This window comes from Croceicoccus naphthovorans (assembly GCF_001028705.1).
Taxonomy (GTDB): Bacteria; Pseudomonadota; Alphaproteobacteria; order Sphingomonadales; family Sphingomonadaceae; genus Croceicoccus; species Croceicoccus naphthovorans.
Genome location: NZ_CP011770.1, coordinates 1,330,832 through 1,347,415, shown reverse-complemented (window position 1 = coordinate 1,347,415; position 16,584 = coordinate 1,330,832). Strand labels below are relative to the sequence as shown.

13 protein-coding genes are annotated in these 16,584 nt (G+C 63.8%); 7 read left to right on the top strand and 6 right to left on the bottom strand.

Annotated features, from left to right (window positions below; translation table 11 throughout):
- The first annotated feature begins 54 nt into the window (after nt 1-54).
- The 7 genes from AB433_RS06765 (at nt 55) to AB433_RS06735 (ending at nt 6,695) form a co-directional block, all read left to right on the top strand.
- On the top strand, nt 55-1,098 hold the full coding sequence (locus tag AB433_RS06765) for a substrate-binding domain-containing protein (protein WP_047820436.1): 1,044 nt from the start codon (nt 55-57) through the stop codon (nt 1,096-1,098).
- 21 nt (nt 1,099-1,119) lie between these two features.
- Nucleotides 1,120-2,502: a phosphate ABC transporter permease subunit PstC gene (pstC, locus tag AB433_RS06760; protein ID WP_047820435.1), complete on the top strand. Its 1,383-nt coding sequence runs from the start codon at nt 1,120-1,122 to the stop codon at nt 2,500-2,502.
- 7 nt (nt 2,503-2,509) lie between these two features.
- Nucleotides 2,510-3,784: a phosphate ABC transporter permease PstA gene (pstA, locus tag AB433_RS06755; protein WP_047820434.1), complete on the top strand. Its 1,275-nt coding sequence runs from the start codon at nt 2,510-2,512 to the stop codon at nt 3,782-3,784.
- 8 nt (nt 3,785-3,792) lie between these two features.
- Entirely contained in the window at nt 3,793-4,602 is an 810-nt protein-coding gene (gene pstB, locus AB433_RS06750) for a phosphate ABC transporter ATP-binding protein PstB (protein ID WP_047823510.1), read from the top strand.
- A gap of 18 nt (nt 4,603-4,620) precedes the next feature.
- Nucleotides 4,621-5,295 (top strand): phosphate signaling complex protein PhoU, encoded by a 675-nt coding sequence (phoU, locus tag AB433_RS06745; protein WP_047820433.1) that lies wholly within the window; start codon nt 4,621-4,623, stop codon nt 5,293-5,295.
- 99 nt (nt 5,296-5,394) lie between these two features.
- A complete protein-coding gene (gene phoB / locus AB433_RS06740; protein ID WP_047820432.1) occupies nt 5,395-6,084 on the top strand; it encodes a phosphate regulon transcriptional regulator PhoB in 690 nt (229 codons plus the stop codon).
- Between the two features lie 158 nt (nt 6,085-6,242).
- A complete protein-coding gene (locus AB433_RS06735; protein ID WP_053059029.1) occupies nt 6,243-6,695 on the top strand; it encodes a hypothetical protein in 453 nt (150 codons plus the stop codon).
- Between the two features lie 40 nt (nt 6,696-6,735).
- Here AB433_RS06735 and AB433_RS06730 read toward each other — a convergent pair whose 3' ends face one another.
- From AB433_RS06730 to AB433_RS20925, 6 genes are all read right to left on the bottom strand, one after another.
- The gene (locus AB433_RS06730; RefSeq protein ID WP_047820431.1) at nt 6,736-7,482 is read right to left on the bottom strand and encodes an extensin-like domain-containing protein; all 747 of its coding nucleotides are present in this window, start codon (nt 7,480-7,482) and stop codon (nt 6,736-6,738) included.
- The gene (locus tag AB433_RS06725) at nt 7,482-11,048 is read right to left on the bottom strand and encodes an error-prone DNA polymerase (protein WP_047820430.1); all 3,567 of its coding nucleotides are present in this window, start codon (nt 11,046-11,048) and stop codon (nt 7,482-7,484) included. The genes AB433_RS06730 and AB433_RS06725 overlap by 1 nt, the downstream gene beginning before the upstream one ends.
- Nucleotides 11,049-11,052: 4 nt before the next feature.
- Nucleotides 11,053-12,486 (bottom strand): UdgX family uracil-DNA binding protein, encoded by a 1,434-nt coding sequence (locus AB433_RS06720; RefSeq protein WP_047820429.1) that lies wholly within the window; start codon nt 12,484-12,486, stop codon nt 11,053-11,055.
- Nucleotides 12,483-13,739, bottom strand: a complete 1,257-nt coding sequence (locus AB433_RS06715) for a putative DNA modification/repair radical SAM protein (RefSeq protein ID WP_047820428.1) — start codon at nt 13,737-13,739, stop codon at nt 12,483-12,485. The genes AB433_RS06720 and AB433_RS06715 overlap by 4 nt, the downstream gene beginning before the upstream one ends.
- Before the next feature lie 402 nt (nt 13,740-14,141).
- Nucleotides 14,142-15,722 carry a DUF6504 family protein gene (locus tag AB433_RS06710; RefSeq protein WP_082134819.1) on the bottom strand — a complete coding sequence of 527 codons (1,581 nt, stop codon included), beginning with the start codon at nt 15,720-15,722 and terminating at the stop codon, nt 14,142-14,144.
- Nucleotides 15,646-16,545 (bottom strand): hypothetical protein, encoded by a 900-nt coding sequence (locus AB433_RS20925; protein WP_179944960.1) that lies wholly within the window; start codon nt 16,543-16,545, stop codon nt 15,646-15,648. Before AB433_RS20925 ends, AB433_RS06710 begins: the two co-directional genes overlap by 77 nt.
- Between the last annotated feature and the right edge of the window lie 39 nt (nt 16,546-16,584).

Below are 16,584 nucleotides of genomic sequence, written 5' to 3'. Positions count from 1 at the left end.
CATGGGATGGGCATAGAGCGCCCGGCAAGCATTTAGCGGAAGGGGTATTTTCCAATGCGTTTCACCAAGTCCATCGTTCTCGCTGCCATTTCGACCGTCGCGCTTGCCGCCTGCGGTGGAGAGCAGGCTGCTGCCTCGCGCGATCAGATCAAGGCCGTCGGTTCGTCCACCGTCTATCCGTTCGCCAAGGCCGCAGCGGAAGAATTCACCCGCTCGTTCCCGCAGTATTCCTCGCCGATCATCGAATCGACCGGCACCGGCGGCGGCATCAAGCTGTTCTGCGCCGGCGTAGGCACCGGCCATCCGGACATCGCCAACGCGTCGCGCCGGATGAAGGCAAGCGAGTTCGAAACCTGTGTGCAGAACGGCGTGACCGAGGTGATGGAGATCGAAGTCGGCAAGGACGGCATCGCCATCGCCGAATCGAAGGAAGGCCAGAACTTCCCGCTGACCACGCAGCAGATCTATGAGGCGTTGGCCAAGGAACCCTATGGCAAGCCGAACACGACCAAGAACTGGTCGGACATCGACCCGTCGCTGCCGAACGAACCGATCCTCGTTTACGGCCCGCCCAGCACCTCGGGAACGCGCGACGCACTGGCTGAACTGATCCTCACCGAAGGTTGCAAGGCCGACGCCGCGACCGCCGCGCTGAAGGAAAGCGATGAAGACCGCTTTGAGCAGATTTGCACCGAAGTGCGCAGCGACGGCGCCTATGTCGAGCAAGGCGAGAACGACAACCTGATCGTTCAGAAGCTCGCTTCGAACCCCAAGGCGATCGGCATTTTCGGCTATTCCTTCCTTGAAGAAAACGCCGACAAGCTGCGTGGCCTGACCATCAACGGCAGCGAGCCGACCTACGAAAATATCGCCAGCGACAATTATCCGGGCGCGCGTCCGCTGTTCATCTATGTGAAGAAGCAGCATGTCGGCGCGATCCCCGGCCTGGCCGAATACCTCTCGACTTGGGTCGATAACTGGGCCAAGGGCGGGCTCTTCACCCAGAAGGGCATGATTGCCTCTCCGGAAGAGGCGCAGGCGAAGTTCGCCGATGTCGTGTCCAACATGACCACGATCAGTGCCTCTGATCTGAAATAGTCGGGACGTACGTCTAACAAAATGTCGCCTGCGATTTTTGTTCTATTAGCCGTTGGCCTGGGCCTTGTCGGGTGGCTTGCCGCCAGGCAAAGGGCCTGGGCCTTCGCGTCGCAAGGCGATACGCGCCTGCACTCGCTGCCCCGGTACCATGCGTGGTACGTGGCGCTTTGGGCATTCGTGCCCGCGCTGGTCTTTGCGCTGGTGTGGAACTCGGTCAGCCCCGGTCTGGTTCTGCAATCGGTGCTGGCCGATCCGGCTGCTTCGGCTCTGCCCGCGTTCGGCATGACCCGCAACACCATTCTGGCAGAGGCGCTGGCCGTCGCGCGGGGTAGCGCGCAGGGCGTCTTCAATCCGCTGGCCGAACCGCTGATCGAGCCGGCCCGCGCGGCGATGCAGCGTTATTCGATCATCGGGATCGTCGTCACGCTGCTCATCGGCTTTGCTGCAGGTGTCTATGCCTTCCTGCGCATCCGCCCTGATTTCACTGCCCGCACGCGGGTTGAACGTGCGATCATGTGGCTGCTCATCGGAGCCTCGCTGGTCGCGATCCTGACCACCTTCGGTATCGTCATCTCGCTATTGTTCGAGACGATCCGCTTTTTCGGCATGGTCAATCCGATCGAATTCCTGTTCGGCACCCACTGGTCGCCGAACCCGATGGGCGACCCTGCCTATACGAAAAGCGAAGATTACGGCGCACTGCCACTGTTCTGGGGCACGATCTATATCGGCGCGATAATCGCCATGATCGTCGCCATCCCGCTTGGGCTGATGAGCGCGATCTACCTGACCCAATATGCCTCCTCCGGCTTTCGCAAGTGGATGAAGCCGATGCTGGAGATCCTCGCGGGCGTGCCCACGGTGGTCTACGGCTACTTCGCCGCGCTGACCGTCGCCCCGATCATTCGGGACGGGGCCCACGCCATCGGCATTTCCAGTGCAAGCAGCGAATCGGCGCTGGCCGCCGGTCTGGTCATGGGCGTGATGATCATTCCTTTCGTCTCCTCGATGGCCGACGATTCCATCGCAGCCGTTCCATCAGCCATGCGCGACGGCAGCCTGGCAATGGGTGCGACCAAGGCGGAAACGATCCGCAAGGTTCTGATCCCTGCCGCCCTGCCTGGCATCGTCGCGGGCGTGATGCTGGCGGTCAGCCGCGCGATCGGCGAGACGATGATCGTCGTCATGGCCGCCGGTGCCGCCGCGAACCTCTCGGCAAATCCGCTGGAGAGCATGACGACCGTCACTTACCAGATCGTCGCGATGCTGACCGGCGAAGGCAGCTTCGACCACCCGGCCACGCTGTCGGCGTTTGCGCTCGGCATGGTCTTGTTCGTCGTGACCCTCGCCCTGAACTTCATCGCCCTGCGCGTCGTAAAGCGCTATCGCGAAGCCTACGAGTGATCCCGACATGAGCAGTACCTCAGCCGGACCGACCACCGCCGAAGCCCGCGCGGCGCGCAATGCGCGGCTGCAGGCGCGGCTGGAAAAACGCTACGCCGCAGAGCGCCGGTTTAAGCTGTTCGCACTGGCCTCGGTCGTGTTTTCTGGCATCGTTCTTGCCATCCTGTTGGTAACGATGACCGCCAACGGCATCGGTGGATTTACGCGCGCCGAACTGGACGTGAAGGTCGATTTCCCCTCTGCGGGTCTAACCGTGACAGAAGGTCGCCTGCGCCAGCCCGGTGCCGAAAGCGCGTTGCGCAGCGCAGGTCTTCCCGAGGTTCTCGCCTTCTCTGCCACCGAGGCTTTTGGACAGGACGTTGCCGATCAGCTTGGCAACGGGGCATGGCGCGATCTGGCCAAGCAACTTGTGCGCGATCCTTCGATGCTGAGCCGCGACACGGTGGTATCAGTTCCGGTGGGCCGGGACCTTGCCTCTGCCGTGCGCGGCGACGGCAACTCCGAAATGCGCGCAATGGCGCAGCGGCTTGAGGAACAAGGCGTGCTTCACCGCGCGTTTGACTGGGGCTTTCTTGAGCGCGCCGACGCGACCGACCCACAGGAAGCTGGCATATGGGGTGCACTGAAGGGCTCGCTGCTGACGATGATCGTCACTCTCGCCCTCGCATTCCCGATCGGCGTGCTGGCGGCGGTGTATCTTGAAGAATACGCACCCAAGAACAAGTGGACCGACATTATCGAAGTGTCGATCAACAACCTTGCCGCAGTGCCTTCGATCATCTTCGGCCTGCTGGGTCTGGCCGTTTTCCTCGCGATCTTCCCAAGCTATCGCTCTGCCCCGCTGATCGGCGGCATGACACTGGCGCTGATGACGATGCCGGTCATCGTGATTTCGGGGCGCAACGCGATCAAGTCGGTGCCGCCCTCGATCCGCGACGGTGCGCTGGCAGTCGGCGCTTCGCCGGTGCAGGTGGTGTTTCACCATGTTCTGCCGCTGGCCCTGCCCGGTATCCTGACCGGTACCATCATCGGCATGGCCCGCGCGCTGGGCGAAACCGCGCCGCTCCTTATGATCGGCATGCGCGCCTTCGTCGCCTCTCCGCCCGATGGCTTTACCTCTCCGTCAAGCGTGCTTCCGGTGCAGATTTTCCTCTGGTCCGATGAAATCGACCGGGGTTTCGTGGAACGCACCAGCGCGGCTATCATAGTGCTATTGCTGTTCCTGCTGGCCATGAACGGTCTGGCAATCTATCTGCGCAATCGGTTCGAAAGGCGCTGGTAAGGATGAAGATGAACAATCCCGAACTGACTTCCACGGCCCCCGGCACGTTTACCGACGCGGGCCCGGCGAAGATCAGCGCCGACAAGGTTTCGGTCTATTACGGTGAGAAAAAGGCGATCGACGAAGTCTCGATCGACATTCACACCAAGTATGTGACCGCGTTCATCGGCCCGTCGGGCTGCGGCAAATCGACGTTCCTGCGGACCCTGAACCGCATGAACGACACGATCCCCAGCGCGCGCGTCGATGGCGAAATCCTGTTGGATGGCGAAGATATCTACCGTTCCAAGATGGACGTGGTGCAACTGCGTGCACGTGTCGGCATGGTGTTCCAGAAACCGAACCCGTTCCCGAAGTCGATCTATGAGAATATCGCCTACGGCCCGAAAATCCATGGTTTGGCCGAGAGCAAGAGCGACCTCGACGGCATCGTCGAACAATCGCTGCAACGCGCCGGCCTGTGGGACGAGGTGAAGGACCGTCTGTCCGATTCGGGCACCGCGCTTTCGGGCGGTCAGCAACAGCGCCTGTGCATCGCCCGCGCCATCGCGGTCGATCCCGAAGTGATCCTGATGGACGAGCCTTGCTCGGCTCTCGACCCGATCGCCACCGCGCGAATCGAGGAGCTGATCGACGACCTGCGCGGGCGCTATGCCATCGTGATCGTCACGCATTCCATGCAGCAGGCGGCCCGCGTTTCGCAAAGAACCGCGTTTTTCCACCTCGGAAACCTTGTAGAATACGGTCGCACCAGTGACATATTCACCAATCCGCGCGAAGAACGGACCAAGGATTACATCACCGGACGCTACGGCTGAGGACACGCGACGAGCAATATGGAACACACGGTAAAGGCCTTTGAAGAAGACATCACCCGCCTGCGCGGCCTGATCGCGGAGATGGGCGGCCTTGCCGAATTGTCGGTGCAGGAATCGCTGGACGCCATCGTCAACGGCGATGACGAACTGGCGCAGAAGGTCATCGCCCGCGACAAGGAGATCGACGCGCTGGAGATGGAGGTCGACCGTCTGGCCGTCCGCATCATCGCCCTGCGCGCGCCGATGGCCGACGATTTGCGCGAAGTCATCGCCGCGTTGAAAATTGCAGGCGTGGTCGAACGTATCGGTGATTATGCCAAGAACATTTCCAAGCGTGTCGGCAAGATCGAAGGCCGCCGCCGCTTCGAACCGCTGGCGCTGATCCCGGCCATGGGCGAAGTCGCGGCCGAAATGGTGCACGATGTGCTTACGGCCTATGCCGCGCGCGATCCGCAACTGGCCAGGGAAGTCATCGCCCGCGACGCCACGGTCGATGCCTTCTACGATTCGATTTTCCGCAACCTCGTTACCCACATGGTCGAAAACCCGGCCACGATCGGGTCCGCCGCGCAGCTGCTTTTCGTGGCGCGCAATGTGGAGCGGGTTGGCGATCATGCGACGAACGTTGCCGAGATGGTGCACTATGCCGCGACGGGCACCTATCCGCCCGATCGGGAAGAAGCCACGCATTGACCCGGACAGATCTTTGTCGTCCGGTTGTCATACGGCGGTAACGAAAGGCGTGTGAAGGAGAACCAGTTTAGGTTCCAATGACCGGAAAGGGCATGTCCATTGCCAGCCCCTCGCCTGCTGCTAGTCGAAGACGATCTTTCGCTGGCCGAATTGCTGCAATATCGCTTCGAATCCGAAGGTTATGACGTCGCGACCACCGCCGATGGCGACGAGGCCTTGCTTCTCGCCAACGAACAGGCGCCCGATCTCGTCATTCTCGACTGGATGGTCGAAGGCACCAGCGGCATCGAAATCTGCCGCCGTTTGCGCCGCGACAAGGAGACAGCGCACGTTCCCATCGTGATGCTGACCGCGCGCGGAAACGAGGACGACCGCATTCGCGGCCTTGAGACCGGGGCCGATGACTACATAACCAAGCCGTTCAGCCCCCGCGAACTGATCGCCCGCGTCGGCGCCGTGCTGCGCCGTGTGCGTCCGGCGCTGGCCGGGGAAACGCTTGAGGTGGGGGACATCAAGCTCGACGCTACAAGCCATCGCGCCACTCGTCGCGGACAGGCCCTGCAACTAGGGCCGACCGAGTTCCGGCTGCTGAAGTTCTTCATGGAGCATCCGGGCCGCGTATTCAGCCGTGGCCAATTGCTCGACGCGGTCTGGGGCACCGGCAGCGATATCGAATTGCGTACGGTCGACGTCCATATTCGCCGCCTGCGCAAGGGGCTTACGGTCGACGGCTGCAAGGACCCGGTCCGCACCGTCCGATCCGCCGGCTATGCTTTCGAGGCGGTCTGAACCTTCCGAAAATTTGCCTGTGGACTCGGCCTTTTCACAGGCCTAGCCTCCCCCTCTGCGTAAAGGGATGGCCCTGAGTGGGGACTGGGTCGCCCATACCTTTGCCTTGAGAACCCGCAGGCTTTCTGCCTGGCGGGATGGCAAATGGGAGACGCCTGATGAAAATGCTTCGTATGCTCGCACCGGTTGCACTTGCCGCGGCCACCTTGACTGTGCCGCAAGTCGCGCTGGCGCAGGATTCAGAGTGGCCGATGACGTCTGGCGAGTATGTCGATGTTGCCGGAATTTCCATCGATGACGGGCATGGCCTCGACTACGCAAAATTCCTCGCCGCGACATGGCGCAAGGGGCAGGAATTCGCAAAGTCGCAAGGCTGGATCACCGGGTACGAAGTTATGTACAACGTCCACCCACGCAAGGGTGAACCCGACGTCTACTTGCTGACCCGCTTCGTGAAATGGGCTACGCCCGAAGAGGAAGAGGCACGGGGCAAAGTCTATCGCGCACACATGGCAATGACCGAAAGCCAGATGCAGGCGGCCTCTGCCGGACGTGCTGAGTATCGCCACGTGCAAGGTTCGATGCTGCTGCAGGTCGGCAAGTTCAAGTGATCGATGTCTGATTGGGGCGACCCTTGCGGTCGCCCCTTTTCTAGCGGCAATAACCGCCGAATCCGCGCTGCGCCTGATCGAGATGGAAGTGATCGGCGTGGAGCGCGTTATAATCGGGTGAAAGCGTCGTGCCAAAAACGTCGCAGGCCCCGTCACGGGCGGCCCGCAGGAACGCGGCGGTTTCATCCCCGGCATCCCAATCGCGCAACACACTGACGGTTCGCCCGTCGGCCAGTTCGAACCCGGCGATGTCGATGGCGTTGCCGGTGGCATGTTCGCTCCACCGCCCGGTCGATGCGCCGTTGACCCGGCGGCAATTCGCGGTGCCAAGCTGGCTGATCCGCACGACGCGGCTGCCCAGCAATTCCTCTGCGGCGGGCTGTACGCGGTGTTCCAGCCACCACGCCAGCCCCGCGTGAACGCCGCAGGTCGCATCGGCGCGGGCCGGTGTGAACGACAGGCCGAGTTCGGGATCGGCATCGGGAATCAGACGATCTTCGCGCAGGCAGGCATCCTGACCGACAGGCTGCAGTTCATCGAATGCGATGCCGGACCGTTCCAGAACCGCCCGGCAATCCGGCCCGCCATCGCGCAGGGAAGTCAGCTTTTCGCCGGTCGCCCACCCCTCTTTCTGCCCGATCGTCAACGGCGCGCGCGGATCGTGTTCCGGGTGCCGCGCCAGCCAATCCAGCCCGTAGAGCACCGCGCCGCCGATGAGCAGCGCGGCGACGATGGCATAGTCGAACCGGAACGGGCGGGTTGGCAGCTTGGCAAATCGGAACATCATCAATGAAAGTCGCGAGACTTCGGAAGTATCCTGCCGACACCTTTTGCCGGGTCCTTCGGAATAATCCGCACGTCACGCGGATGCCGCCCCTGAAACCCGCATTCGCGATTGCCCGCAGGCGGCGGCTCCCACGGATCGAGCGGGCCTAAATCGGCCGCCCCATCAGGCGCACTGACATAAGGATCGTCCACCCCTTCGCGCAGGTTGTCTCGCGGATTGAACTTGTCGGATAGCGGGCTGGCGACATGGTCGGCACGCGCCAGTGTCATCGGCAGGCGATCTTCGGACAAATGGTCCAGCTGGTGCGTCGCATCCTCCATATGCACGACGATCACGTGGATCACCTCGTCATCGTATTCGACGCGGCCCCGCACCTCCATCAGCCGCGCGCCCATCACCACCTTGCGGTATTTCTCCTTCAGGTGCGGCCAGACGACAAGGTTGATGACCCCGCTCTCATCCTCCAGCGTGATGAAGCAAACGCCCTTGGCGCTGCCGGGCCGCTGGCGGATCAGCACCACGCCCGAAACCAGCACGGCAGAGCGGACCTTGCGGGCGCGCAGATCGGCGGCGCGCACGAAGCCGCGCTCTGCCAGATGCGGGCGCAGGAAAGCCATCGGATGCGCCTTTAACGACAGTCGCGTGGTCTGGTAATCGGCGACGACTTCCTCGGACAGCGGCATCTTGGGCAGGCGGGCAGGCGCGTGTTCCGCCCCCTCGTCCCGCGTCCGCGCGTGTTCGAACAGCGGCAAGGGCGGCGCGGAAACAAGGCTGCGCGCATCCCACAGCGCCTGCCGCCGCGACAGGGCGATCGATCCGAAGGCATCGGCGCTGGCAAGCCGCTCGACATGAGCAGCAGGAATGCGGCTGCGTTCGCGGACCTGCGTAACGTCGGCGAACGCCCCTTCCTGCTCGCGCGCGTCGATCAGCATGGCGGCGACGTGTTCGGGCAAGCCATCGACCATGCGCAGGCCGAGGCGCAGCGCCACGCGGTCACCCGCGACAGGCTCCAGCGTACAGTCCCATTGGCTGGCGTTGACGTCGGCGGGGCGGACTTCGACCCCATGCTCCACCGCGTCGCGCACGATCTGCGCCGGGGCGTAGAACCCCATCGGCTGCGAGTTCAGCAGCGCACAGGCAAAAGCCGCGGGGTAGTGGCATTTCAGCCAGCTCGACACATAGACAAGGTGCGCGAAACTGGCCGCGTGGCTTTCGGGGAAGCCATATTCGCCGAACCCGCGGATCTGGTTGAAGCAGCGTTGCGCAAAGTCGCGGTCATAGCCGCGACCCACCATCCGCTCGACCATCATGTCCTGCAATTCATCGACCATGCCCCGGCTGCGGAACGTCGCCATCGCCTTGCGCAGCCGGTTCGCTTCTGCGCTGGAGAACTTCGCCGCATCCAGCGCGATCTTCATCGCCTGCTCCTGAAAAATCGGCACGCCCAATGTACGCCCAAGAATGCTGGACAATTCGTCGGGCGGGCCGTGATCGGGGCCGGGCGCGGGGATTTCCACCCGTTCGGCCCCCCGGCGGCGTTTCAGGTAGGGGTGCACCATGTCGCCCTGGATCGGACCCGGGCGGACGATCGCGACCTGGATGACAAGGTCGTAGAACTCACGCGGGCGCAGGCGAGGCAGCATGTTCATCTGCGCTCGGCTCTCCACCTGAAACACGCCCAGCGAATCCCCCTTGCGGAGCATCGCGTAGGTATCCGGGTCCTCGCGCGGCACGGTGGCCAGCGTCATGCGGCTGTTGTGGTGATCGGCCACGAGGTCGAGGCACTTGCGCACGCAGGTCAGCATGCCCAGCGCCAGCACGTCGACCTTCAGAATGCCCAGCGCCTCGATATCGTCCTTGTCCCACTCGATGAAACTGCGGTCGGGCATGGCGCCGTTTCCGATCGGTACAGTCTCGGTCAGCGCGCCATCGGTCAGGATGAAACCGCCAACGTGTTGCGACAGATGACGCGGCATTCCAATCATTTGCTGCGTTATCTTCAGAACCCGGCGCAAGTGAGGATCGGTAATGTCCATCCCGGTTTCGGCGGCATGACGCTCTCCGATCTCGCGCCCCCATCCGCCCCACACGGTGCCAGCCAGCGCGGCGGTCGCATCCTCGGACAGGCCCATCGCCTTGCCCACCTCACGGATCGCCATGCGCGGGCGATAGTGGATGACCGTGGCGCACAGCCCGGCGCGGTGGCGGCCGTATCTTTCGTAGATGTGCTGGATCACCTCCTCGCGCCGCTCATGCTCGAAATCGACGTCGATGTCGGGCGGCTCCTTGCGCTCTTCGGAAATGAAGCGGTCGAACAAGAGCGCATGCTGGGCCGGATCGACGGCGGTGATCTCAAGGCAATAGCAGACGGCGGAATTGGCCGCGCTGCCCCTCCCCTGGCACAGAATCGGCGGATCGACCCCGCGCGCGAAATCGACGATGTCCTTGATGGTCAGAAAATACCGGGCGAGATCGAGCTTTGCGATCAGCGCCAGCTCACGTTCCAGCGTCGTACGAACTGTATCAGGCAAGCCATTGGGATAGCGTGATTTTGCACCTTCCCATGTCAGGATTTCAAGGTGCCACTGCGGAGTGCGGCCCTCGGGATAAATCTCTTCAGGGTATTCGTAGCGCAATTCTTCCAGATTGAACCGACAGGCATCGGCAACGCTGCGCGCCGCATGGATCGCATGGGGCCAGCGGGCGAAGAGGCGGCACATTTCTTCCGGGCCCTTCAGGTGCCGCTCGGCATTGGCGTGGAGCAGGTGCCCTGCCTTCGCCACCGTCGTCTTATGACGGATCGCGGTCATCACATCCTGCAACGGGCGACGGTCGGGCGCGTGGTAGTGCACGTCGTTGGTGGCCAGCAGAGTCAGCCGGTTCGCACGCGCCAGCGCATCGAGCTGGTCGATCCGGGCGAGATCGTCGCCGGTATAAAGATAGCTGGCCGCCAGATGCCGCATCGCCGGCAAGTCGCGTGTCAGATGCGGCAGCAGGTCGGCAAAGGGCAACCGTGCCTCCACCCGCTCCGTCTCGCCGCCGCTAAGAGATACGACATTGCCGGGCACGCGCACCGTGAACCGCGCCGCCAGATCGCGCGGCGGCAGCAGGATCAGGTGGACGCCTTCGGAATGCGCGGCCAGCATGGCAAGGTCGATCTCGCACACGCCCTTGTCCTGCCATTCGCCGTTCAGCGTCTGCATCCGCCCCTGCGAAATCAGGCGGCAGAGGCGGCCATAGGCAGCGCGGTCGGTGGGATAGGCAAGAAAGCTCAGGCCTTCCACCGTCTCTATCCGCGTGCCGATCACCGGACGGAGCTTCAGCGTCTGCGCCTCGGTATGAACCCGCACCACGCCCGCGAAGCTGTTGGCGTCGGCGATGCCGATCGCATCATAGCCCAACGCGCGGGCAGCCATCACCAGGTCCACCGCGTCCGATGCACCGCGCAAAAACGAAAAGCATGAAACCAGCCCCAATTCGACGAAAGAGGCGCGCGTTGGCGCGTCGATCAGGTCTGGATCGAGATCGATCCGGCGCTTTTCGGGCGTGAGCGGTCCCTCTGGCATGACATCACGCCAGTTCCGTCAGCCGCGCAGCCACGGCGGCCAGATCGGCGCGGAACAGCCGCTCCTGCTCTTCCCGCCCCGCTCCATCGAGCCGCAGCAGATACGACGGATGCGCGGTGACCCACAACTCGCTCCCATCCTCCAACGGGATAGGTGCACCGCGCACCTTGCTGATCGACACCGTCTTGCCTAGCATCCCGCGCGCGGCACTCGCCCCCATTGCAAGCACCAGTTTCGGCTGCACGATCATCCGCTCGCTCTCCACCCACCAGCGACAGACGTCGATCTCCTTCGCGCTGGGGTTCTGGTGCAGCCGCCGCTTGCCACGCTGAACATACTTGAAGTGCTTGACCGTGTTGGTGACATAGGCCGCACCACGGTCGATCCCGGCCTGCGCCAGATGCACATCCAGCAATTGCCCCGCCGGACCGACAAAGGGCCGGCCCTGCAAATCCTCCTGATCGCCCGGCTGTTCGCCGACGATCATCAAGACCGCATCCTGCGGCCCCTCACCCATCACCGCGGTGTTGTGCAGTTCGCCGATGGGACAGCGCGCGCAGGCGTGGATTGCCTTGTCGATGGCATCCAGCGTCTCGGGCCGCTCACCCATGTCGAGCGCGCCCTTCTCCACCATCGTCGCCTCTCGTGCCTGTGCCCCTGCGATCAGTTCGGGGATGATCTGCGCCTCCGGCATATTTTTCCAGTACTTGCGCGGCATTTCTTTCAGCATCGCGCCAACCTTCAGGCGGGCGGGGTTGAAGATCGAGGCATAGTAGCTGCGCCACAAATCTTCCGCCGGGTCGCCATTGGGCGCATCGGCGCGGGTCGCAGGCGGGCCTTCGCGCAAAGTCTCACCATCCCAGTGCAGGCTGCCGTGCGGCGTCAGGATCGACCAGCGCATGTTGGCAAACCGCCGCGTGAAGAAACCTGCATTGTGGCGCAGGATATGGTGGAACGGTTCAAACCACGCGACGTAGTGCTCGCCCCCATTTTCCTCCTCGACCACGCGGAAGCGAACGAAGGCGCGCATCTTGTGAATGTCGCGCCGCACTTCACGCGCCATTTCAGCCATTGCGCGAACATCGGGATCGGCGGCGTCCTCGATCAGTTTCGGCTTGGCCTGCAACCGCCAGAGCACACGATATAGTAGAGAAAACCGCGTAGAATCAGAATTCAACAAGACAGTCTTGGCAATTTCCATGAATCGCCGGGATACACGCGGCGGCGGTGCATCGCGGTCCGGCACCGGCAAGCGCCTGTCACCATGAGTGAACAGGTCCCCCGCCTGCCCGCCCGGTTCGGTCCATGCCACGCGGTCGGGCGGAACGTCGGCCATCAACAACCGCCGCGCATGATCGCGCCATTCCTCGAAATCGTCGGAGGACGCCATCGGCACCACGTAATAAGTGCCAAGCTTCACGTGTTGCAGGGCCGTCATGCCACAAACAGCTCCAGCTGTTCGACCTTAGGCGCGATCAGGGCTTTCAGGTCCGCCCGGTCGGTCAGCAAAACAGGCCGCCAGTCCACCGTCACGATGAACGGCTGCACCTTCTTCACCGAGACTGTCAGCTTCGCCACGTCATCCAACCGCAACCGCCGATGTCGCCGCGCCGACAGGATCTGGCCCACCGCGCGCGTGCCCAGCCCGGGCACGCGCAGCAGCGCCTCCTTCGGCGCGCGGTTCACGTCGACCGGAAAGCTCTCGCGAAACTTCAGCGCCCAGGCCAGCTTGGGATCGATGTCGAGCGGCAGCATCCCGTCCGCGCCTGCCGCCTGCGCCACCTCGTGCGGGGCGAAGCCGTAGAAGCGCATCAGCCAGTCCGACTGGTACAACCGATGCTCGCGGATAAGTGGCGGGCGCTTCAGCGGCAAAACCGCGCTGGCATCGGGGATCGGGCTGAACGCGCTATAGTACACGCGCCGCAGTCGGTGGCGGGTGTAGAGCGAACTCGCCCGCGTCACGATATCGGCATCGCTCGCCGCATCGGCCCCGACGATCATCTGCGTCGATTGCCCGGCGGGCGCAAACCGGGGCGCGTGGCGGAACCGCTTTTTCGCGTCCTTCGCCTCGACAATGGCATTGTTCATCCCCGCCATGGCCCCATCGATCTGGCCCGCGTTCTTGTCTGGCGCGAGGCGGGTCAGCCCGGCATCGGTCGGCAGCTCGACATTGATCGAGACGCGATCGGCATAAAGCCCCGCGCGATGCACGATCTCCGGGTCCGCCTCGGGGATGGTCTTAAGGTGGATATAGCCACGAAAATCGTGCTCTTCGCGCAAGATACGCGCGGTTTCTACCAGCATTTCCATCGTATGGTCGGAACTGCGTATAATGCCGGAGGAAAGGAACAGCCCCTCGATATAATTGCGCTTATAGAACGTCAGCGTCAGGTCCGCGACTTCCTGCGGCGTGAACTTCGCCCGCTCTACGTTCGAGCTTTTGCGGTTCACGCAGTAGTGGCAATCGAACACGCAGTGGTTGGTCATCAACAGCTTGAGCAGCGAGATGCAGCGCCCGTCCGGCGCATAGGCGTGGCAGATGCCCATCCCTTCGGTCGAGCCGATGGCCCGACTTCCTTTTGGCCCGCCCCGACTGTCCCGCTTCGACGTGCCTGACGATGCGCAAGACGCATCGTACTTTGCCGCATCGGCAAGAATCTTCAGCCGGTCGAGAGTAGATTTCTGCGCCATATGTTCTTCTTATGTTCTTTTTCTCAGCAAGCCAATATCCTTTGTGAATCGGCCTGTCCAAAACGATACTCTTGGGGGAAAATTGAAACTGGTTGCCACCCGGACAGCGCCTTGGACGTCCTGGACGGTGTGCCTACTGGCAAGATTGTCAGTGACGCGGCAATGGAACCGATGGGATGACAATGAGTTAACCACGAGAACCGCGGAATTCCGCCGTTTTCTTTTGCTTCCCAGAAATAGTTAACGCATAGTGTTAGAAATTCGCGATTCGAGAGATCGCTCACCCGCCGCGCATTGCGCGATGGATGAAAACAGTCATTTCGCAGAGACGTTTTTGACGGTTAAGCACGGATGGCCTCCGTGTTGGGGCGGTGGAGTTCATCTTCATCGCCCCTTTTCGTTTCAGCCGAACAGCCCGTGCAGGAACCATTGCGGCAACCCGCCCCGCCCGTCGCCCGCCAGCCCGGCGCGATAGACCCAGTAACGGCGGCCCTGCCCATCCTCGATGCGGTAATAATCGCGCAGCCGCGTACTGCCCCTTTCACGCCACCACTCCGGCGCAATCCGTTCCGGCCCCTCCGCCCGCGCCACTTCGTGCAACGCCCCGCGCCAGCGGAAACGGTGGGGCAAGCCATCGGGCGTGGCGTAGAGCACCTCGATCATTTCCGCCCGGTCGAGCAGTTTCAGCGGGCGTTGGTGAAAGGCCAATTCGTGCTGCGCGGCGGGCAGCGGTTCCAGCGGCGGGTGCCAGCGTTGCGCGCGTTCGGGGATGTGGCTGGCATGCGGCACGGCGCGGCGCACCGCCTGCGGGCCAAGCCGGGTGGAGAGCCGGTCGATACAGGCGGCTAGGCTGGTGCCGTGTTCCTCGCTGCTTTCGCCCAGCCTGTCCTGCGTCAGGCCCAGCGGCTCGGCCCAACTGGCGGTCAGGCGCACCATTTCGAACCCGAAGCCCGCCTCCAGACTTTCGTTCGCGCGGGTCAGCTTTTCGTTGAAGAGGCGGCAGAGGTGATCGGGATCGCGACTGGCAGCGGCAAGCTCAAGGCGGCGCTGCACCACTTCGCCATCCACACGCCAGCAGGCAAGGTCGATACGCCGCGCGCCCTCGCCCCGCCCCTCCAGCTCTCGCACCAGCGCGGCGGCGAGGTCGGCGATGACCACTTCGAGCAGCGTCAGGTGGCGGATCGGCTCCATCAACCGGCGCTGGACCATCACCGGATGCACCGCGATCACCGGCAATAGCGGTTCCGGCACCCGGCCCAGCAACTGGTCATGGCGCAGCAGCGGGTTCGCGCTGGGCGTCTTGCGATTGCGGAACCGGCGGGCCAGCGCGTCGCGCCCGATCCCGGTCAGGTCGCCAAGACGCTTCAGGCCCAACCGCCGCAGCACCAGCAGGACATCGTCATCAAGCCGCAATGCCGCCATCGGCAAAGGGGCAAGGCGATCGGCCACATCGTCCCCTTCGGGCAGGATCGCGCCAGACGGCCCGTGGTGTGCGAGCGCCCATGCCGCCCCCGCCGTTGGCCCGATGGCAAGGCGCGCGGCAAGGCCGTGCCCGGCCAGCACCCGAGCGGCATCGCCCAGCAAGCGGCGCTCTCCGCCGAACAGGTGCGCTGCGCCGGTGACGTCGACGATGACCCCGTCGGGCGGGTCCATCGCGCTCCACGGCCCCCAACGCTGCGCCCAGACCGCCATTTTCTCCAGAAATGCCAAGTCCCCTGCGGCATCGGCAGGGTGCGTGACGACAGCAGGGCACAGCGCGCGGGCATCGGCCAGCATCGCTTCCACCCGAACGCCCTGTGCGGCGGCAGCGCGGTTGACGGCGGCGATACGCGGCCCGTGCGCGGTTTCGCGGATCAGCGCGACGGGGTGGGCATCTTCCCCCTCCCCCTCGGCTAGTGGCGAACCGTCAGCGCCCTTCCTGCCGGGATTGGGGCGCAGCCGACGCCAGCGATCGATCGACAACCGCGCCAGCCAGATCGCCATCACGCGGCGTGACGACGGTTTCGGCGACGATAGGGGCACGGTCGCTGCGGTCATGCTCTCCCTCCTGTCTCGTGATCCACCAAGTACCGGGGCGCAGGCCCCTTGCGCGGAACAAGTCCGCCTTCCACCGCGCCGCACCGGGTGCCTGCGCGTTCCAGCGCGGGGCTAGCGACGGGGCCGAAGCCACCTCCCACCGCATCCGCGCCGCGCCCAGATCGCGCCGCGCGTCGAGCCTCACCAGCCACAACGGCACGCCATGCCGCTCTGCCGCCAGCACAAGGCGGCGCGAGGCGGTAAAGTCGAACTCGCGCGGGTTGCCCGCGACCTCACCGATGACAAAGGCAAGATCGCGGCAACGGATTCCTTCCTCCAGCGCGAAGAGCGCTTCCGCCGCGTCTTTCACCGCGACGTGCACCATCCGGTGCCGCAGATCGCGTGGCAGGCCCGGATGATAGGGCCGCCCGCCCAATCGCATCGCAGCCCGATCCTGTACCCATAGGAAGCAGCGCTCGTCGCTCACCTCCTCCGGCACGGCCTTTTCGGGCTGCAAGTCCGGTGCAATTCTGGGTGTGGTTTCAGCCAACGCAATCGCCAGCCCCGCGCCGCTAGCCTCCGCCCCCGGTGCAAAGATGTCGCCCGCACCCCGAAACGCGAAATGCGGTCCCCACGCACCAATCGCGTGCCCCTCCCCGGACGCAGACTCACCATCCCCCAGCCATCGAGCGGGAGCGAGGCGGGCGGCCGGGAAGATCCCCGGCGGCAGCGGATCGGCTGCTGCCGCCGGGACATTCCCGCCGCGAGGCAGGGCGGCGGAATCGGTCATGTAAATCGGGTGCCGTTAGTGGCGAATCGAATCTCTCAA